Here is an 18,842-nt window from a genome sequence, read left to right on the forward strand (position 1 = left end):
CGTGCTGCTTCTCGACCCGCTCGACCCGGACTCGCCGCTTGCACTGATGCTGAAGGGCTGGGGGCCGCCGCTGGTCAGCATCGTCATCGGCGGGCTCTTCGCCTCGATCCTGTTCCCGCGCTGGCAGGACCGCTTCTCGCGCAGCCGGGCGGGGCTCGACAAGCGGATGGAGCTTGCCGAATGCATCGCCGCACAGCTGGCACGCTACCTGACGGCCTGGCGCCGCCTGATCGACATCGCCCGGCTCGAGGCTGCGCGCCGCGCCGGAGGAGCCGCGCTTGCCGAAGCCGAAACAGCCCGCAAGCTTGGCTTCGTGGCTGACCGCAATGCCGCCCGGGACGAGCTGCTCGATCTCTGCGCTCGGGCACAGCTCTATTTCGGCGAGGCCGCGCTGCGGGAGATCGCGGGCTTTGCCGCCTGGGACGAGAGCCAGGCGGCGAAGCAGCTCGACGACCTGCCACCGATCGAGGAGTGGAGAACATGGGAAAGACGCGTCCTCGGCGCCATGAGGCGCGACCTGGGCATCTCGCCCCGCTGATCGTCGCGGCCCTTCTGGCACACGGCCCGGCCCTGGCGGCCTGCCAGGGCGCTTCATGCCATGCCATCCGCTTCGGCGCGGCCGGGCTCGACGACTGCCCGGGCGCCGGCTGCCCTGCGCTCCGGGACGCGATCGAGGCCCAGCAGCGCTATCTCAACCTCTTCGGCGCGCTGCAATCCGCCCCTTCCGCATCGCGCCCCGCCGAAGCCGCCGCGCAGGCGCAGCCCGACGAGGCCCGCGCCGCCGAGGCGGATCTGAGCATGAACATGCCGCCCGAACCGGACGATCCGGAGCTGCTGGCGCGGATGCAGGCGGGGCTGTCCTATGTCGGCGCGAACCTCGTGCCGCTCCTGCGCTACCAATCGGCCGTGGGCTCCGAGAAGGACCGTGCCGCGGCCTCCACCTGGCTCTCCCTGCGCGGCATGGTCCCGCGGCTCGAACGCATCGCGGTGACGCCGGGCGCGCATGCCACCATGACCGCGATCCTGACGCTGCTGGCGCGGCCCGGCGACCGGGTGCTTTGCGAGCGGATCACCTATCCGGGGCTGCGCAACATCGCCGGGCGGCTGGGGATCGAGCTGGTCGGCGTGCCGATGGATCTCGACGGCATGCTGCCCGATGCGCTCGACGCCGCGATCCGCGGGACGGCGCCGCGGGCGGTCTACATGAACCCGACGCTGCAGAATCCGACGACGCTGACCGTGCCGCTGGAGCGGCGCCTGGAGCTGTCGGAGGTGATCAACCGCCACGGCATCCCGCTGATCGAGGACGATGCCTACGGCTTCATCCCGTCCAAGGCGCCTGCGCCGCTGGCGGTGAGCGCGCCGGAGCTGACCTGGCATATCGGCGGGCTGGCGAAATGCATCGGCGCCGGGCTGCGGCTGGCCTACACGGTGGCACCCTCTGGGCGGGAGGCCCATGCGCTGGCGCAGGCGCTGCGCGCGGTCTCGGTGATGCCCTCGCCGATCAACATGGCGCTGGCGACGCAATGGATCGAGGACGGCACCGCCGACAGCATCCGCCGCTTCATCCGCGCCGAGAGCGCCGCGCGCCAGCAGATCGCCGCCGAGGCGCTGGACGGGCACCGCTACTGCTCGGAAGAGAACGCCTTCAACATCTGGCTGGCCCTTCCGGACGGCATCGGCCGTGCCGACATTGTCGCCCGCATGGCCGGCCGCCCGCTCGGCCTGATGCCCGCCGATGCCTTTACCGTGGCAGGTCCGGTCAGCGACAAGCTCCGCGTCTGCCTCGGCGGCGCCATTTCCCGGGACGCGCTCCGCGAACAGCTCTTCTTCCTCGCAAACGTGATGGCCCCGAACGCCTTCATGGGCTGAGCGGGCGCCGCGGGGGGAGGACCGGCCGCGGCCCTCCCGGACTGCACGGCGATGTCCGGCGGCGCCGGGCCCGGCGCTGAATCCGAAGCGGGGGCGTGCAGGACGCTCCGCGCCGATCGGTCTGCGTGCACAAGTTTCGGGCAGGGCAGCCGGAGGCCAGCAGGGCATGGCGATGCCGTGACTTGTCCACAGGGATATCCCCGCGGGATGGGGAGAAGCCGGCCGCGCTCTTCGGAAAGCCGGATGCCGTCCGCGCAAACGTCTTGACCCGGCAAGCCGCTTCCGGGCGTCTCGCCAAGGGTGTATTCCGAAATTAAAATGCAATTTCAGGGTGAATTCGTGGTATCCTTTTCCCATTCAACGATCATTCGGGGAGGCACCCAAAATGGTGGAGTGGGAAGTTCACGGACAGGAGCTCGCCAATTGCAATTGCGACTCCGGCTGTCCCTGCCAGTTCATGTCCCTGCCGACCAAGGGCCATTGCGAGGCGATTGCCGCCTTCCGCTTCGACTCGGGACATTACGGAGATGTCGATCTGGGAGGCACGGTGGCCGCCATGGTGGTCCAGTGGCCCGGTCCGATCCATGATGGCAACGGCACGATGCAGATCATTGTCGACGAGGGCGCCAGCCCGGAACAGCGCGATGCGATCGCCAGCATCATGACCGGCGGGGATACTGCCGAGATGGCGACCATGTGGTGGGTGTTTTCGGCGATGGCGCCGAACAAGCTCGAGACGCTGAGCAGGCCGATTTCGCTGGAGATCGACATGGAGGGCCGCACCGGACGCTGTTCGGTGCCCGGCGTGTTCGAGACCTCGGCCGGGCCGATCCTCAACCCGGTGAGCGGCGAGCCGCACCGTGCGCGGATCAACCTTCCCCAGGGATTCGAGTTCCGGGTCGCCGAGATTGCCCGCGGCACCACCCGGACCAGCGGCGCCATCGCGCTGGACGGGGTGACGGACAGCCATGTCCATATCGTCGACATCCATCTGTCCGGCGGCGGCGTGCTGGACGCGGCCTGACGGGGGAGGGGACGCATGGCACAGGCGACGGCCGTGGAGCGCCTGCTGCGCCGGGACCGGGCGCTTCTGGCCGCGGCGATGGGCGCGCTCTTCGTGCTCTCGGCGCTCTATACCGTGCTGGGCGTCGGCATGGAGATGTCGGCGCTTGAAATGACCGGCGCGCCCGGCATGGCCGGAATGCCGGAGATGGCGCAGGGACAGGCGGCCATGCCGGAGATGCAGGCGCCGGGCGGCTGGAGCCTGTCCCATGCGGTCCTCGTCTTCCTCATGTGGTGGATGATGATGATCGCGATGATGCTTCCGGGCGCGGCGCCGGTGGTGCTGCTGCACGGCGCGCTGATGCGGCAGGCCGGACCTGGCTCGGCGGCGGTTCCGGCGGCCTTCCTGTCGGGGTATCTGGCGGCTTGGGCGGGATTCAGCCTGGCGGCGGCGGCGGCGCAATGGGCGGCGCAGTCCGCCGGGCTCGTCTCCGGGGCGATGGTCCTGACCGGTCAAGCACATCCTCCGCGCCCGCGGAGCCGCCGGGCCGCACCTTCCCGCTCCGCGCCGCCGGCTGCATTGTCCGGCCCGGCCGGTCGGGGTCCCCGACCGGCAGTTCCGGCCATGTTTCACGGTCGTTTTTTCTTACCGAACCTATAATTCATATTACTTTACTTAACCCGCCCAACCGGGACATCCTGCCTCCGAGGAGAAAGTTCAGCCAGCGTTTCAGTCCATGTTTCCAGTGCATTGCGCATGCACCGGGACTGTTTCCGGCTGCCTGGCGAACCGGCCATCGGAGGAATGTCCATGTCGACACCGCATGTCGAACTGCCCTTGGCGGGCATCAAAGTCGTAGAGCTGGCCCATCTGGTCGCCGCCCCCCATGCCGCCATGCTGATGGCGGAGGAAGGAGCGGAGGTCATCAAGGTGGAACCGCCGCAGGGAGAGCTGTCGCGGTCCCGCGAACCGACCCGGAAGATGGGCCCGCACCGCGTTTCGGGACATTTCGGCGCCTGCAACCGCGGCAAGCGCAGCATCGCGCTGGATCTCAAGGCCCCGGCCGGGCGCGAGGTCATGCGCAGGCTACTCGGCCGGGCGGATGTCTTCGTCACCAACCTGCGCGCCGAAGCGCTCGGGCGGCTGGGACTGCATCCCGACACGCTGCACCATGACTTCCCCCGCCTCGTCATCGTGGTGATCAGCGGCTTCGGCTACCGGGATGCCGGTCCCTATGAAGGCCGCGCCGGACTGGCCATGGTCGGCGAGGCGCTGTCGGGATCGACCGGGCTGGCGCGCGACCACCAGGGCAACCCCGTCTGGTGCGGCTTTGCCCTGGGCGACGTGGCGGCCGGCATGACCGCCCATTCCGCCGCGCTGCTGGCGCTGCGCCTGCAGGAGAGGACCGGCAAGGGCCGCGTCCTCGACATCACCCTCGCCGAGAGCATGCTGCCGATGGTGGCCTCGGCGATCGCCCGGGTGCAGCTGGCGGATGCGGAGGCGAAGGAAAGCGCCGGTCCGAACAACTATCACGGCGTCCCCTACGGGACCTTCCGCGCCAAGGACGGCCATATCAACATCGGCGTCAACAACGACAGGCTCTGGCGCCGGTTCTGCGCCGCCATCGGCCGCCCCGAGCTGGGCACCGACCCGCGCTATGCGCTCTACATGGACCGGGCCGCGCGCATGGCCGAGGTGCTGCGGATCACCGAGGACTTCACCTCGCAGCGGACCCGCGACGAGCTCACCGCGATTTTCGAGCGTGCGGATGTGCCGGTCGCGGCGATCCTGAGCATCCCCGAGTCCATGGACAACGCCTATTACGCCATGCGCGGCGCGTTCTGCACCGCCGATGACGGGCTCGGCGGCGAGCTGAAGCTGCCGGTCGACCCCACCCGCATGTCCGGCCCGGCGCGCAGGCTGTCGCTGCCGCGGCTCGGCCAGCACCGCGTCGAAATCCTCGCCCAATGCGGATTTGCCACCGCCGAGCAGGAGCGGCTTGCCGCCGGCGGCGCCTTCGGCCCCGCCATGGCGCCGGCCGGCTGAAACGACCCCAGCAAGGAGAACACCCAATGATGGAAGCTCTTGATCCGCCTCTCGAAGGCACCCTCAAGGACGTCCTGGAGGCCACCAAGAACGTCACCCGCCAGTTCCCGGAAGAATACTACCGCGAACTCGACCGCACCGACGGATATCCGCACGACTTCATCAAGACGGCCATGGAGGCCGGGCTCGGCGCCGTCATGGTCCCCGAGGAATACGGCGGCATGGGGCTCGGCGCGCGCGAAGCCTCGGTCGTGGTCGAGGAGATCCACCGCTCCGGCGGCACCGGGTCGATGATCCACGGCCAGCTCTTCATGATGGGCATCCTGGCCCGCCACGGCTCGGAGGACCAGAAGCGCAACATCCTGCCGAAGGTCGCGGATGGCAGCGTCCGGCTGCAATCCTTCTCGGTGACCGAACCCAACGCAGGCACCGACACCTCGAAGATCCGGACCCGCGCCAGGCGCGGCGGCAAGGGCTGGATCATCAACGGCCAGAAGGTGTGGACCTCGCGGATGGACCACACCGACTATTTCATCGTCTTCGCCCGCACCAGCGACGCGCCCGAAGGCAAGCCGTTCCGGGGCCTGTCCTGCTTCCTGGTCGACAAGCGCGAGGTCGATCCCGAGCAGCTGACCACCCGCAAGATCCCGGCCATGTTCAACCACCACACCTACGAGGTCTGGTACGACAACATGGAAATTCCCGAGGACGCGCTGATCGGCGAGGAGGGCAAGGGGTTCTACTACCTGCTCGACGGCCTGAACGCCGAGCGGGTGATGATCGCCGCCGAATGCATCGGCGACGGCAAGTGGTTCATCGAGAAGGCGGTGAAGTACTCGCAGGAGCGGGTCATCTTCGGGCGCCAGATCGGCCAGAACCAGGGGGTGCAGTTCCCCATCGCCCGCGGCTATGCCAACCTGATGGCAGCGGATGCGCTGCGCTGGAAAGCAGCCGAGCAGTTCGACGCCGGCGCCGACGCCAGGGCCACGGGCGCCAATGCCAACATGGCGAAGATGCTGGCCTCGGAGGCCTCCTGGGATCTGGGTTTCCATTGCCAGCAGACCCATGGCGGCTTCGGCATCGCGGTGGAATACGACATCGAGCGCAAGGTCCGCGAGAACCGCGTGTTCCAGATCGCGCCGATCTCCACAAACATGGTGCTCAACTATATCGGCCAGCACGTGCTCGGCATGCCGCGGTCCTATTGAGCGCGCCATGGAAACCGGCCTTTATTTCGAGGACTACACGCCGGACTGGTCCTTTGCCAGCGCCTCCCTGGAGGTGACCGGCGAGATGATCGGACGCTTCGTCGAGCTGTGCAAGTTCACCTCGCCGACCTTCACCGACCGGCACTATGCCGACCGGCACTATGCCGGGCGCATGGCGCCCGGGATCTTCATCCTGTCGCTGGCCGAGGGGCTGGTGCTCGATGCCGGGCTGACACGGCGGCGCGGCATCTTCCTGATGGAGCTGCAGCCCCGGTTTCTCAGGCCCGTCCATGCCGGGGACAGCATTTCCAACGCCGTCACGCTCAAGTCGAAGCGCCTGACAAGCAAGCCCGACCGCGGCGTCGTGGTGACCAGCCACGAGGTCCGCAACCAGGCCGGCGAGCTGGCGGTCTCCTACCTGTCGACACGGATGATCCGGACACGGGATTTCGCCGAAGCGCAATGAGCCGGAGGGGGCAGCGCGGGCTGCCCCGCTCCGGACCCGCCGGCAAAGGCCGGCCGCGCACCCTTCCGGGCGCCGCAAGAAACACCGGGACCGCCCATGCCAGACGTTTTCATCGCGTTCCGTTTCCCCGCGCTGCCCCGGCGGCCTGCCGGCATTGCCGCCGCGCTTGCCCGGCGGCCCGCGCCAGCGCGACGCGCTGCTGCTCGCCGCCCGACATCTGCGACGGGTAATGGTCCAGCCGGTGGCCGAGGCCGACGGCCTCGAGTTCCTCGGCGGCGCGCGCGAAAGCATCCCTGCGCCCGGCAAGCTCAAGCGGGGTCGCGACATTCTCCAGCGCGGTCATCGTCGGAATGAGGTGGAAGGACTGGAAGACCACCCCCATATTGTCCCTGCGAAACACGGCGAGCCGGTCCTCGTCCATCGCGGAGAGATCCTGCCCCATGCAGGCGATCGTCCCGCCGGTGGCCCGTTCCAGCCCGCCCATCAGCATCAGGAGCGAAGACTTGCCCGATCCCGACGGCAGCGGGGTGAAGGCGGTGCCGGTCGGGATGTGGTACTGCAGCGACAGGGTCGGCGGCAGCTGGCTCAGCGCGGCGACCTTGCCCAGCCCGTCCAGATCGACGTCATGGCGGAACGGGGCCGCGGCCAGCAGCTCGATCCCGACATTGTCCATGACGAAGTATTCCAGCGTCAGCGTCGGGCTCGTGGCGTCGCTGGCATCCAGATCCAGCCCCAGCGCATCGCCGTTGTCGTCCTTCGGCATGACATAGCCGAGGCCGAGGCCAATGGTGATATCGCCTGCCTGCTGCGCCATGGCAGCAGTCGCACCGAAGGCGGTCATCGCCGCTAGCGCGGCCGGAATCATCACGTGTTTCATGTCTGGTCCTCGTTCATGCGTGTTTTGCGCCATCTACGCCGGACGGGACCGTCCCGGCCTTGACCGGGATCACGGAATTTATTGATCGAAATCAGAAACGCAAAAATTATCCGAGCATCATGTTTTGCGCTGCCGGCGCCGCGTCCGCAGCCCGGCAGGCAGGAGCTGCGGACGGATCAGGTGGCGCCGCCGCGGCGCTTGGCCAGCAGGTAGCCGAGCTCGGTGACCGCGAAGCCCATGAGCCCGGCGGCAATCATGGCGGCATTCTCGCTTGCGGCGATGCCGGTGCCCAGCTGGGGCGACACCGCCCCGGCCGAAACCAGCGCGCCGGAGGCGTATCTGAGGAGGATGCGAGCGATGGGAAGCATGTTCATGGCCTGTCCTTTCGGGCTCTGACGGTCGGCGCTCCGCTGCGGCGGCCGCGCTGCCGTCCTTCCTGCCAGCCAAAGGTGAACGCGCTCTCCCGGCACCGTGCGGCGCCCGTCAGCGTCCGGTCAGCTTGCCCGGATGCAGCGACAGGAGCCCGCGCCGCGCGCCCGGCATCTCGGCATCCGTCCATTCCGCGCCGTTCAGGCCCGCCACCAGCCGCCCGGGCCGCGGCCCCGCAGCATCGCCGACCAGACCCCGCGCGCGCATCATGCCGTCGAGCACCGAACTGCCGCGCCGCTTGATCCCGCGGTTCCACAGCCGGAACGCCACCAGATCTTCGGCCAGGTCGAAGGCCGCGACAGTCTCCGGATCAAGCCGGCCATAGCCCTCGAAAAAGCATCTCCGGTCGGTGTCCGCATCGCCGTCCCAGGGCGTGCCCTCGGCCTCGGCCTCGGCGCGGCGCATGCCCAGATCGACCAGGAACTTGGCCAGGTCGTGATGCGCCGGGCCATGGACATCGTATTCGCGGTCGAAACCCAGCATCCGCCCGTCGCGGACGAACAGGTTGCCGGCATGGAAATCACCATGCAGCAACGTCGCCGGTCCGGCCGCGCCCGCGGCCCGGAGCCGCCGCCGCCGGAGCCGCGCCAGGCGGGCGCGCAGCCGGGCGGGGTGGTGCGATCGGGTCGCGCGGAGGTCTGAAAACATTGCTGTCTCCATCTTGTGCGGGGGCGCTGCCCCCAGGGGGTCCGGACCTTGGCGAGGCCCGCGCGGAGGGTCCGGGGTCGCGCGGGGGCCTGGGCCTCACTCCGCGGCGCGGAGCGAGGGATACTTGTCGAGCAGCCCCTGAAAGGGGATGCCGCCCTCGCGGGCGTCGAAATCATAGGTGATGGTCGCGCCGAAGGCGGCCGGGTCCTGCGGGTCCCAGCGCGGCTTGTCGAAGACCAGAACGCGGTCGCCGAGCTTGAAGCCTTCGCCGAGGTCATGGGTGACCATGAAGACGGTCATCGGCGTCTCGGCGCGCAGCTCGGTCAGGAAGTCATGCATCTGGATCCGCGTGCCCGGGTCGAGCGCGCCGAAGGGCTCGTCGAGCAGCAGGATGCGCGGCCGCGCGGCCAGCGCCTGGCCGATGGCGAGCCGCTGCTGCATTCCCCCCGAGAGCGTGGCCGGAAAGTTCCGCGCAACATGGGACAGCCCGATCCGCTCGAGGATGGCATCGGCCCGGGCGCGGGCCTCGCGCAGGCGCTTGCCGCGGAACCGGCCCCAGGGCGTCTCGAAGGCCTCGCCCGCGACGATGTTGTCGCGCACCGTCATGTGCGGAAAGACCGAGTAGCGCTGGAACACCACGCCGCGTTCCCGTCCCGGCTCGCGGGCGCGGGGGCCGTTCTCGATGCGGATGGCGCCGCGGGTCGGCTGTTCCTGCGCCAACAGCAGGCGCAGGAAGGTGGACTTGCCGCAGCCGGAGGCGCCGACGATGGAGACGAACTCGCCTTCCTCGACATCGAGATTGACCCGTTCGAGGATCGGACGGCCGTCATAGGACTGCCAGAGGTCGCGGACGGTGACGAAGCTCATCGACGGGTCTCCTCTCCTGTGCAATCCAGCGCCGGGGGCCGCGCCCGGGCCTCGGAGTGCGTGCCGGACGGATGGCCTGCGCGGGCGCCCCGGAGCTTGGATGGCGCACCGGCTGCGGGCGGCGTCGCCCTGCCCCCTCGCGGGGCGAGGTTCGGACGCGTCCCGGGACGGGATGCGGCTGCGGCGGGATGGCATTTTGCGGTCACAGGCCTGCTCCCAACCAGGGGAAGGCGCGCTGCGACAGGCGCTTCAGCGCCCAGTCGATCACGAAGGCCAGGAGCGTGATCCAGATCACGTAGGTCAGGATGATGTCCATCGCCAGGTAGCGGCGCACCAGGAAGATGCGGTAGCCGAGCCCGGTATCGGCAGCCACCGCCTCGGCGGCGATCAGGAAGAGCCAGGCCGAGCCGAGCGACAGCCGCACGGCCGAAATCAGCCGCGGCAGCACCTGCGGCAGCGCCACGCGGGCGGCGACGACGAAGGACGAGGCGCCGAGCGTCTGCGCCTTGACGATCTGCTCGGCGGGGATGTCGAGCACGCGCTGGCTGAGATCGCGGATCATGAAGGGGGTGATGCCGATGACGATCAGCACGACCTTCGAGGTCTCGCCGAGGCCGAAGACGATGAAGAGGATCGGCAGGAGCGCCAGCGGCGGCACCATCGACAGAACGGCGACGGCGCCGGTCAGGCTTTTCCTGGCATAGGGCAGCAGCCCGATCGCCATGCCGGCCGAGAGCGACAGCAGCGCCGCGATGCCGACGCCGAGCACCAGGCGGCGCAGGCTGGCGAGCGTGTCCTGCCAGAGCAGGATCTCGCCCGAGCGCCGGTCGGCCTCGGTGAAGAGCCGGACGGCAGTGGCGCGGACGGTGTCGAGCGCGGGCAGCAGCTTGTCGGCGGGGTTGGCGGCGAGGCGGATTTCCGAGCCGATGACATAGGCGGCCAGGATCGCCGCGAAGGGCAGGGCGCCGAGCAGCAGGCCCACCGGCCGCGACGGCACGCGGTTGATCAGTCGCATGGGGCAGTCCTCCGGGGAAGCGGGGAGGCCCCGGCTCAGGGCCGGGGCGGGACAGGCTCAGAGGGCGCCGTCGGCGGCCATCTGCATGTAGGTCGCGTCGAAGCGGAACTTCACGTTGTCCGTGTTGCCGGTGACCGCGCCGTCGGGATAGGCGATGCCGACGAAATCCGCCGAGGGCGCGCCGACGCCGAGGATGCCCTTCTCGAAGAGGAAGGTGGCAACGTTGGTCATGGTGTCGGGCAGATCCTCCGCCTCGGCCTGGGCGACGGCCGCGGCCGGATCGTAGAACATCTCGGTCGCGGCGAGCTGGGCCTTGTAGCCCGCGAGATCGGTGCCCGAGGCCTCGGCCATGGCGCTCAGAACCTCCTCGTCGCCCGAGGCCATCAGCCCCATCAGCTCGTACCAGGCCCCGGCCAGCGCCTTGCCGAAATCCGGATTGTCGGCCAGCGTTTCGGTGTTCACGACCATCAGGTCGAGGATCTCGCCCGGAATCTGCGAGCTGTCGAACACGTTGTTCGCCTCCGGGTCGGAGGCGAGGATTTCCGAGACCAGCGGGTTCCAGGTCACCACCGCCTCGACCTCGGGGGCGGCGAAGGCGGCGATCATGTCGGCATCGGAAGTGTTCACCACGCCGTCCAGGTCGGCCTCGGCCAGCCCCGCGCTGTCGAGCCCGCGCGCCAGCAGGTAATGCGAGACCGAGAGCTCCACCAGGTTGACCGGCTTGCCCGCCAAGTCGGCGATCGTGCCCTCGCCCTTGAGGATCACCGCGTCATTGCCGTTGGAATAGTCGCCGATGATCAGCGCCGTGGTGTCCACCCCGCCGCCCGCGGGGATCGACAGCGTGTCCATGTTGGTCGCCGAGACCCCGTCGAAGGCGCCGGCCGTGTACTGGTTGATCGACTCGACATAGTCGTTGATCTGCACGATCTCGACGGAGATGCCGTATTTCTCCGCCCATTTGTCCATGATGCCCGAGTCCGAAAGATAGCCCCAGGGCATCCAGCCGACATAGATCGACCAGGCGATCTTGAAATCGGCCTTCTCCGCGGCCGAGGCCGGGGCGCCGAGAGCGGCGGCAAGGATCGTCGCGGACAGAATCGTCGTTTTCAGCATCTTCCAGCTCCCTGTCGTTCCGCCAATGTCGTCGGATGGCTCGCGGGCGGAACGGAGAGATGAAGCGCGGGCGAACCAACACAGTACTCTCCCGGGATTTTGGCCCGCCGTGTACCTGCGCGGAATTTGCCGCGCGGGCGGGGCTTCTCGGACCAGGCATCGGCGAACCGACCGGAACCCTAAGCCCCCTGCACGTTCAGGAAACCCGCCCGCCCCGCCGCCGGGCAAGCCGCTTGGCCGCCGCGACAGCGCTTTCGCCGCGGGGTGCCGCGAATTTGGGCGCAAAAACCCGCCCATGGCTGGCCGATTGGGCGGCGCCCGTGCCGCTCAGCGTTGGATGGGGCATCCACCGCATCAGTTCATTTTCGCTCAAGGTGGCTCTCGAAGATCAGCTGCCGCCAGACGGCCTGGGCACGCAGTTTCGCGGCCAGAAATCCTCGTGCACTCGGCCGCGATCGGGCCAGGAACATCCGGGTCGCGCGCGTCCGCTCGGGCGGGGCGTACGGCCCCCCGATATCTTCGTCACACATAGGCTGTTGCTCCCGGCACCGCAGGCATGCCTGCCGATGCAAAGGGGTCCTCTTTCATGGAGACACGGAGCCCCGGCCCGCAGAAGTCTCTGCACGCTTGACCGGGGCCGAAAGTTGGGTCATGAATGAGGTGTATCGGGCTTCAACTTGATACACCTGAAGGGCCTCTGGAGCTGCAACTCCGAGGCCTTTTGCTTTTCTAGGTCATGTTCGCTCCTTCCTCCTGGTCCGCAGGAAACAACGCCTCCGGCGGCATCCCGACGGCCAGGGCCAGCGCTTCTTCAATGCGCTTGGACCGACACATCCGCTTACCGACCAAGGTCAGCGCAGAGTCACTGACTCCAAGTTCTCGCGATATCTGCGCCAGTGACGTTCCCCGGATTCTGAGTTCCGCCTTCAAACGCTCGTGGGCGTCCAAATCTGCTTTCGTCGGGGTGCGCATCGAGGCGATCTCCAGATTCCGGAAGAGCAAGGGCAGCCGGATTCGCTCCCAGCTAAGGAACTCCATCTGGCAGCGTCAACGACGCAAGCCATTGCCACAGAATAAAAATATGACCGGACCATTTGGTCCGGGCGGACCGAATGGTCCGTTCGCCTTGTTTTCCTGGGCGCGCGCACGCTTTCCCGGCTAAGGTTCCTGAGTCCCCCCTCGACTCCGCAGTTCCGGGATCGCGCCCCATGCCCGCTGAGCCTGAAGACCACGACTCGATTGCAAGGCAGGTTGGCGCGGCCAGCCTGCGTGCGCTCCGCGAGGACACCGGGATGAGCCAGTCGCAGCTTGCCGAGGCGCTCGACCTGTCCGAGCGGGCGCTGCGCCGGTACGAACGGGGCGAGCGCGCGCTGCCGCTGCGCACGCGGATCGCCTTCATCCAGCGCTTCCGCGTCGACCCGCTCCCCGGTGGAGCGCTGGCTGCCAGGCTGGGGCTTGGCAGCGCGGATCTAGCGCCGGTCCCTCATGCCCGCACAGCGGCGGCGGAAAGCTTCTGGAAGGGCCTCCGGCAGGAGGGACGGGAGTTCAGGCTGAAAAACTATTCTCCGGCGGGTCAGGTGGCCCTGAAGATTCGCGACTGCGCCTATCTGGCCGCGACGACGTATTTCACGATGAAGCATGCCGCCCTGGCGCTCGGGCTTCCCTCAGGCTTCGAGAGCGGCGGAACCGACTGGATCTTCCTCGCCTCTGCCGGGGTGATACTGCTGCTGTTCTCTTCCTTCACCGCAGAGCTGCCCCTGCTTAAGATCGCCCGGCACCTGCTGAAGAGAAAATCCGCCCAAGGATAGGCCCCGGCGACCGCGCGGGCCCGCGCGACGGCGAGGGGCAGTTCGGGAAGGCCTGAACCAGATTTATGGGGAAAGTTCCGGAGGAAGCGCGTCCGGCGGAGAAGCCGCAGATCAGGTTCCACCTGATGTCGCTATCTGATGCTCAGCTGGGCAACGCCATCTCCCTTCCGGGAGCCCCCGTCTGCTGGGTCAGAAAACTGACAGAAAAGTCAGCTTTGCTTGACACCCCACAGAGAGGTTATGGCGCGCTGGGGAGGATTCGAACCCCCGACCCCTTGATTCGTAGTCAAGTACTCTATCCAACTGAGCTACCAGCGCCTTGTGGAGTGCGTCCTAAAGTGAGCGGCGGGTGGCTGCAAGCGGAAAATTCATGCCGGAGCAAAATTTTCCAAAATTTCCGATTTCGGCAGCCAGATGGTGAAGACCGTGCCCCGGCTGTCGGTGCGCGTCAGCTCCAGACGGCCGCCATGGCCGCGCACCAGTTCGGAGGCGATCGCAAGGCCGAGCCCCGAGCCGCCCTTGCGCGCGCCGCCCTGGAACGGCGTGAAGAGATGCTCGCGCGCCTTCGGCGGCAGGCCCGGCCCGCTATCCTCGACCGAGATCATCCAGGCCGCCTCGTCCTCCGAGGCGCGCACGGTGACCGCGCCCTCGGTTCCGGTGGCCGAGATCGCCTGGCGGGCGTTGCGCACCAGATTGCCCAGCACCCGGTACATCTGTTCGGGGTCGCAGCGCACCAGCAGGCCCGGCGGCACCTCCGCCACCAGCCGGCAGGATTGCGCGTCGGGCGCCAGCCGCTCGCTTTCCAGGACGTCCTCGACGATCGTGCAGACCTCCACCCGGGTCAGGCTGGGCGGCGGCTCCTCGGCGCGGCCGAAGGCCAGGGTCGACTCGCAGAGATTGACCGCCCGCGAAATCGATCCGACCAGCTTCGGCGCGATCCGCTGGATCCGCGGGTCGTCGCTGTTCTCCATGCTGTCGGCGAAAAGCTGGGCCGATGTCAGGATGTTGCGCAGGTCATGGCTGACCTTGGCAACCGCCCCGCCGAGCTGCGCCAGCCGGTCCTTCTGCTTCAGCGCCGCGGTCAGGTGCTGCTGCATCGAGCGCAGCGCCTCCTCGGCGGCGCGCAGCTCGGTCAGCGAGGCATTCGGCTCGATGATCCGCCGCACATCCTCGGGGGCGGCTGCATAGCTCTGCATGTGGCCGACCACCTTGCGGATCGGCACCACGAGGATCCGCCGCACCGCGAAGAACAGCAAGGCCGCCGTCACCGCCGAGATCATCGCCGAGAGCACGAGGATGCGCTCGCCGTAATCCAGCATCGCCCGGCGCAGCGGCTGCGATTCCATCGTGACCTCGATCAGCAGCCCGGCATCCTGCGTGGGCGCGCCGATCACCCGGATGATCGTGTCATCCGTCTCCAGCAGGCTCTGCAGCGCATCGCCGATCAGCGTCAGCACCGACGGGTTGCGCAGGTCGAAGGTCTCGGCCACCGGCGCCGGGATCGGCGAGGACAGCATCAGCTGCCGCATCTCGTCCCGCCGCAGCACGACGTTGAAGACCCCGGCATTGTTCAGCAGCTCCTTCTCGAGATCCTGGTCGAGCGCATCGTCGGCCAGGAGCGCCAGCGAGGCGATCTGCGCCCGCTCGAGCCTGGCCAGAAGGTAGTCTTCGCGGAACCGCGCCACGGAGGGCACGAAGATCAGGATTTCCGCCAGCATCACGAAGATGACGGTCAGGACCAGGAAGCGGCCGGAGAGGGAGTTGAGGAACGGCATTGTCGGGTCAGGGCACCACGCGCTGGATGAAGCGGACAACGCGCTTCACGGTGGCGCTGCCGAAGAGTCTCGGGGAGAAATAAGCGCCTGCGGCCCGTTTGTTAAGCTCTCCCAGCGTCGGATAGGGCAGAACCGTGCCCGCCACGGCCTTCAGCTTCAGCCGCGCGGCGATGGCCAGCGCCCAGGGACCGATCAGCTCGCCCGCCTCCGCACCGGCGATCCCGGCGCCGACCGGCCGCCCCTTGGCCACCATCAGCTTCAGCAGACCCTGCCCCGCCGCGCCCGCCAGCGCGCGGTCATTGGATGCATAGGGAATGCGGATCACCTCCAGCCGGCCGCCATGCGCTTCGCGGGCCTCGGCCTCGGTCAGCCCGACCTGCGCCAGCTCGGGCTCGGTATAGGTGACGCGCGGCACATGCGAGGTCGCGGCTTTCGCGGGCAGGCCGAACAGGATCGGCCGGATCACCACCCCGGCATGATAGCCTGCGAGATGGGTGAACTGCCCCTGCCCGGCCACGTCGCCCACCGCATAGACCCGCCGGTTCGTGCTGCGCAGCCCGGCATCGACCTCGATTCCCTTCCGGCCGGCCGCAATGCCCGCCGCCCCGAGACCGAGGTCCTCGACATTCGGCAGCCGCCCGGTGGCGCAGAGCAGGTGCGAGCCGGCAATCTCCGTGCCGTCCGCCATTTCCAGGACCGGACCGGGCCGCACCGCCTTCACCGCGGCATCTTCCAGGATCCGCACGCCCTCCGCAACGAGCCGGTCCCGCACCACTGCGGCCAGCTCCGGGTCCTCGCGCGGCAGCAGCCGGCTGCGAACGACCAGCGTCACCTCGCGCCGGGATGGCCCTGGTCGAAGGCCAGCGCGCGCAGCGCGTAGCGGCCGGGCGGACCGCCCTTGACGATCACCTCGGCGCGCTGGCCCGGCGCCAGAAGGAGCGTCTCCAGTTCGCGCGCTGCGGCGAGCGGCACCCCGTCCTGCGAGATCTGCCACAGGCTGTGGCCATCGAGCTTCAGCTGGAAGAACCGGTGCGGCCCGGCCGCCAGGATGCGCCAGCGCTGGGTTTCGCCCGGGTGGATGGCGATGTCGGGCTGCAGCACGCCGTTCACCGGAAAGAGGATGTCCATCGGCATCGCGGGCACCGAGGTGAAGGGCACCGGCCCGACCGTCGGCACGATCGTCGCGCTCGGCACTTCGCCCGCGGCATTCACCAGGATCTCGTTGAGCACCATGACGCGTTCGCGCGCCGCCGCCACCTCGGGCACCGCGTCGATATCGCCCTCGATCACGATCGGCCCGGCCAGCCCCTGCCAGCCCTGATGCGAGGTCGAGCCGTGCTTGTGGGGATGGTACCAATAGAGCCCGGCGGGCTGCGGCCGCCCCGTTTCCGGTCCGGGAATGTCGTAGCTGTAATCCAGCGTGTCGCCGGGCTTCACCACCGCATAGACATTGTCATGTCCGTCGCCCGGCGAGACCTGCAGCCCGTGGACATGGACATTGGTGTAATCAAGCGCTTTTTGCGCCTGCGTCGGGCCGCCCTGCTGGAAGGGCGGCAGGCCGGCAGGCTCCATGTCGTTGGCCAGCGTCCATTCCAGCCGGTCGCCCGGACGCAGCCGGTAGAGCGTGCCCGGGACGGTCCCGTTATAGGCGGCCACCTCGATCACCGTGCCGTTGCCCAGATCCCAGGCGACCGGCGCCATCCGCAGCTCGGTCTTCAGCAGGCCGTTCTCGGCGCGCATTTCGGGCAGGTCGCGGAAGGGCGGACCGCTTTCCGGCACGGCCTGCGCAACGGCACGGACAGGATGCACCATGCTCAGCGCAAGCGCAGAGCCGGTGCCGAGGAATTCCCGGCGTTTCATGCGGAACTCTCCCTTGGGGTGCCGCATGATGGCACGTGGCTTCCCTTGCGGCAAGACGAGTGTCCCGCCGGGTCAGTCCTCCCGGCCCGCTCCGCCGAAGGTCTCGGGGGACGGCGTGGCCCGCTCGAACTGGTCGAACTGGCGGGCATAGAGATGTCCGCCAAGGCGGCCGATGCCGTCGAAGCCGATCTGGTCGACATGGAGCGTCTCCGCATCGAGGATGCGACTCCCGCAGGACCATCCGCTGCACCTGTCCCAGCGCGATCACCCGCGCCGGGCTGGCTTACAGAGACTGCACCAGGCGGCATTCGAAGGCGGCCGCAGCGCGCATCCTGCGCGGCCTGCGGGCGGTTTCGTCCGGCGCGAACTTGACCGAACAGACCTCCAGCTCGTCCACCATGGCATGGTCGGCGATGTGGATGGTGAATTCGCCGGTATCGAGGATGTCGCGCCCGGTATCCTTCGGGCTGTCGTCGGTCTTGCACTCGATGCCGACCGCGATGATCGCCGGGTCATGGGTCAGGATATTGAAGAAGCCGAAGGCCCCGGCATTCGGCACCCCGTCGGCCGAAAGCGTGGCGGCCAGCGCGATCGGGCGCGGGATCACCGTGCCGATCAGCAGCTTGTAGCGATCGCGCGGGCTCAGCGCCCCGCAATCAAAAGGAGACCGAGGTCATCCGGCGCCTCGGAGGGCAGAGCGGCCGAGGCGGGCTGTCGTGCCGGTCGTCATCCTGGTCTCCATCCGGACGCGGGTCAGGAGGTTCAAGCTGCCAGCCTGCGCCGTCTCCTTCCAATCGGACCGATTGTCCGGAGCGGCGATTGACTTCCCTGGTGAAAGCAGGATTTCTTGCGGGAACCAGGAGAATGCCCATGTCCGATCCCAGCTTCCTCGACCGCGTCCGCAACAGCCTCGACGGGCTGCATCCGGCCGAGCGGCGCCTGGCGGTGTTCCTGCTGAACTTCCCCGGCGAGCTGGCCGCCTATACCGGGCAGGAACTGGCCGCGCTGGCCAATGTCTCGGCGCCCACCGTGTCACGCTTCGTCAAGCGGATCGGCTATGCCAATTACGAGGAGGCGCGACGCCATGTGCGCACCGCCAGGAAAACCGGCGCGGCGCTCTACATGGTGGCCTCGAGCGAAGACGGTCCGGACAAGATGCTGCAGACGCATCTGCAGCAGGCCGAGGCGAATATCGGCCAGACCTTCCTCACCCTGCCCGCCAGCGAGATCGAGGCGCTGGCCGCGGCGGTGCTTGCGGCGCGGCGGGTCTGGATCATCGGCTTCCGGAGCAGCCATGCCCTTGCCTCCTATCTGCACTGGCAAATCTACCAAGTCTGTCCGCAGGCCACGCTGATCCCCTCGGGCGGCCATACCATGGCCGAGCATGTCGCCGCAATCGGCCCCGGGGACTGCGCCATCGTGATCGGCATGGCGCGCAGGCCGAAATCCCTGCCGCCGCTGATCGAAGCGCTGAAGCAGCGCGGCGCGCAGATCGCCTATGTCTCCGACGAGGGCGAGGAGCGACGGACGGATCTCGGCTGGCACATGCAATGCGCGACGCTGGCGCCGGGGCCGCTCTACAGCCATGTCTCGGCGATGCTGCTGATGCAGGTGCTGGCAACGCGAATCCTGCAGCTTTCGGGCCAGGACGGGCGGCGGCACCTCTCGGTGATCGAGGAACTGCACCGCGACTTGGACGAACTCTGACCATTTGGCAGGCAGTTTTCCCCTGCCCTTGCCCAATCCGGACGCAGCGGAAGGCCGATTTCAGAAATGACAGATTTATTTCTTTACATGCTTCTATGAAATTGCAATTTCATACCTCCAGTAGCAACGCATCCCTGCTGGAGACCCC

19 protein-coding genes, 1 tRNA gene, 1 pseudogene and 1 riboswitch are annotated in these 18,842 nt (G+C 68.2%); of the genes and pseudogenes, 9 read left to right on the forward strand and 12 right to left on the reverse strand.

Annotation, left to right across the window (positions count from 1 at the left end):
- Position 1: 1 nt before the first annotated feature.
- From C7T91_RS32145 to C7T91_RS02770, 7 genes are all read left to right on the forward strand, one after another.
- Positions 2 to 538: a hypothetical protein gene (locus C7T91_RS32145; RefSeq protein WP_161555708.1), complete on the forward strand. Its 537-nt coding sequence runs from the start codon at positions 2 to 4 to the stop codon at positions 536 to 538.
- Complete coding sequence (locus C7T91_RS02745) at positions 481 to 1,872, forward strand: aminotransferase-like domain-containing protein (RefSeq protein WP_108257897.1); 1,392 nt, start codon at positions 481 to 483, stop codon at positions 1,870 to 1,872. Before C7T91_RS32145 ends, C7T91_RS02745 begins: the two co-directional genes overlap by 58 nt.
- 385 nt (positions 1,873 to 2,257) lie before the next feature.
- Positions 2,258 to 2,896: a DUF1326 domain-containing protein gene (locus C7T91_RS02750; protein ID WP_108257898.1), complete on the forward strand. Its 639-nt coding sequence runs from the start codon at positions 2,258 to 2,260 to the stop codon at positions 2,894 to 2,896.
- Positions 2,897 to 2,911: 15 nt separating this feature from the next.
- Positions 2,912 to 3,535, forward strand: coding sequence for a copper chaperone (locus tag C7T91_RS02755; protein ID WP_236637933.1), 624 nt, complete (start codon positions 2,912 to 2,914; stop codon positions 3,533 to 3,535).
- 150 nt (positions 3,536 to 3,685) lie between these two features.
- Entirely contained in the window at positions 3,686 to 4,921 is a 1,236-nt protein-coding gene (locus tag C7T91_RS02760; protein ID WP_161555709.1) for a CaiB/BaiF CoA transferase family protein, read from the forward strand.
- A 26-nt stretch (positions 4,922 to 4,947) separates the two neighbouring features.
- On the forward strand, positions 4,948 to 6,129 hold the full coding sequence (locus C7T91_RS02765) for an acyl-CoA dehydrogenase family protein (protein WP_236637934.1): 1,182 nt from the start codon (positions 4,948 to 4,950) through the stop codon (positions 6,127 to 6,129).
- A gap of 7 nt (positions 6,130 to 6,136) precedes the next feature.
- Positions 6,137 to 6,595, forward strand: coding sequence for a MaoC family dehydratase (locus C7T91_RS02770; protein ID WP_108257900.1), 459 nt, complete (start codon positions 6,137 to 6,139; stop codon positions 6,593 to 6,595).
- Between the two features lie 172 nt (positions 6,596 to 6,767).
- On the opposite strand, the pseudogene C7T91_RS37705 reads toward C7T91_RS02770, so the two are convergent.
- The 7 genes and pseudogenes from C7T91_RS37705 to C7T91_RS02805 all read right to left on the reverse strand — a co-directional run.
- A pseudogene (locus tag C7T91_RS37705) lies at positions 6,768 to 7,505 on the reverse strand (OmpW family outer membrane protein); the annotation flags it as partial.
- 143 nt (positions 7,506 to 7,648) lie between these two features.
- Positions 7,649 to 7,846, reverse strand: a complete 198-nt coding sequence (locus C7T91_RS02780) for a hypothetical protein (protein WP_108257901.1) — start codon at positions 7,844 to 7,846, stop codon at positions 7,649 to 7,651.
- A 109-nt stretch (positions 7,847 to 7,955) separates the two neighbouring features.
- Positions 7,956 to 8,549: a phosphotransferase gene (locus C7T91_RS02785; RefSeq protein ID WP_161555710.1), complete on the reverse strand. Its 594-nt coding sequence runs from the start codon at positions 8,547 to 8,549 to the stop codon at positions 7,956 to 7,958.
- Positions 8,550 to 8,645: 96 nt separating this feature from the next.
- A complete protein-coding gene (locus tag C7T91_RS02790; RefSeq protein ID WP_108257903.1) occupies positions 8,646 to 9,416 on the reverse strand; it encodes an ABC transporter ATP-binding protein in 771 nt (256 codons plus the stop codon).
- Between the two features lie 202 nt (positions 9,417 to 9,618).
- A complete protein-coding gene (locus C7T91_RS02795; RefSeq protein ID WP_108257904.1) occupies positions 9,619 to 10,431 on the reverse strand; it encodes an ABC transporter permease in 813 nt (270 codons plus the stop codon).
- 57 nt (positions 10,432 to 10,488) lie between these two features.
- Positions 10,489 to 11,544, reverse strand: coding sequence for a putative urea ABC transporter substrate-binding protein (locus C7T91_RS02800; protein WP_108257905.1), 1,056 nt, complete (start codon positions 11,542 to 11,544; stop codon positions 10,489 to 10,491).
- An 86-nt stretch (positions 11,545 to 11,630) separates the two neighbouring features.
- Positions 11,631 to 11,738: riboswitch (guanidine-I (ykkC/yxkD leader) on the reverse strand.
- 535 nt (positions 11,739 to 12,273) lie between these two features.
- Positions 12,274 to 12,582 (reverse strand): helix-turn-helix domain-containing protein, encoded by a 309-nt coding sequence (locus C7T91_RS02805; RefSeq protein WP_108257906.1) that lies wholly within the window; start codon positions 12,580 to 12,582, stop codon positions 12,274 to 12,276.
- Positions 12,583 to 12,752: 170 nt separating this feature from the next.
- On the opposite strand from C7T91_RS02805, the gene C7T91_RS02810 reads away from it, so the two are divergent.
- Complete coding sequence (locus C7T91_RS02810; RefSeq protein ID WP_269099623.1) at positions 12,753 to 13,352, forward strand: helix-turn-helix domain-containing protein; 600 nt, start codon at positions 12,753 to 12,755, stop codon at positions 13,350 to 13,352.
- A 241-nt stretch (positions 13,353 to 13,593) separates the two neighbouring features.
- Here the strand turns inward: C7T91_RS02810 and C7T91_RS02815 are convergent.
- From C7T91_RS02815 to C7T91_RS33235, 5 genes are all read right to left on the reverse strand, one after another.
- Positions 13,594 to 13,670: transfer RNA gene (locus tag C7T91_RS02815), tRNA-Arg, on the reverse strand.
- 50 nt (positions 13,671 to 13,720) lie between these two features.
- The gene (locus tag C7T91_RS02820; RefSeq protein ID WP_108257908.1) at positions 13,721 to 15,127 is read right to left on the reverse strand and encodes a sensor histidine kinase; all 1,407 of its coding nucleotides are present in this window, start codon (positions 15,125 to 15,127) and stop codon (positions 13,721 to 13,723) included.
- Positions 15,128 to 15,134: 7 nt separating this feature from the next.
- The gene (locus tag C7T91_RS02825; protein WP_236637935.1) at positions 15,135 to 15,959 is read right to left on the reverse strand and encodes an FAD-dependent oxidoreductase; all 825 of its coding nucleotides are present in this window, start codon (positions 15,957 to 15,959) and stop codon (positions 15,135 to 15,137) included.
- The gene (locus C7T91_RS34550; RefSeq protein WP_161555712.1) at positions 15,956 to 16,987 is read right to left on the reverse strand and encodes a multicopper oxidase family protein; all 1,032 of its coding nucleotides are present in this window, start codon (positions 16,985 to 16,987) and stop codon (positions 15,956 to 15,958) included. The genes C7T91_RS02825 and C7T91_RS34550 overlap by 4 nt, the downstream gene beginning before the upstream one ends.
- A gap of 283 nt (positions 16,988 to 17,270) precedes the next feature.
- Positions 17,271 to 17,594, reverse strand: coding sequence for a flavin reductase family protein (locus tag C7T91_RS33235; protein ID WP_201741945.1), 324 nt, complete (start codon positions 17,592 to 17,594; stop codon positions 17,271 to 17,273).
- Between the two features lie 263 nt (positions 17,595 to 17,857).
- Between C7T91_RS33235 and C7T91_RS02840 the strand changes: the two genes are divergently transcribed.
- Positions 17,858 to 18,694: a MurR/RpiR family transcriptional regulator gene (locus C7T91_RS02840; protein WP_161555713.1), complete on the forward strand. Its 837-nt coding sequence runs from the start codon at positions 17,858 to 17,860 to the stop codon at positions 18,692 to 18,694.
- Positions 18,695 to 18,842 lie beyond the last annotated feature (148 nt).

It is taken from the genome of Mangrovicoccus ximenensis, from assembly GCF_003056725.1.
GTDB classification, from domain to species: Bacteria; Pseudomonadota; Alphaproteobacteria; order Rhodobacterales; family Rhodobacteraceae; genus Mangrovicoccus; species Mangrovicoccus ximenensis.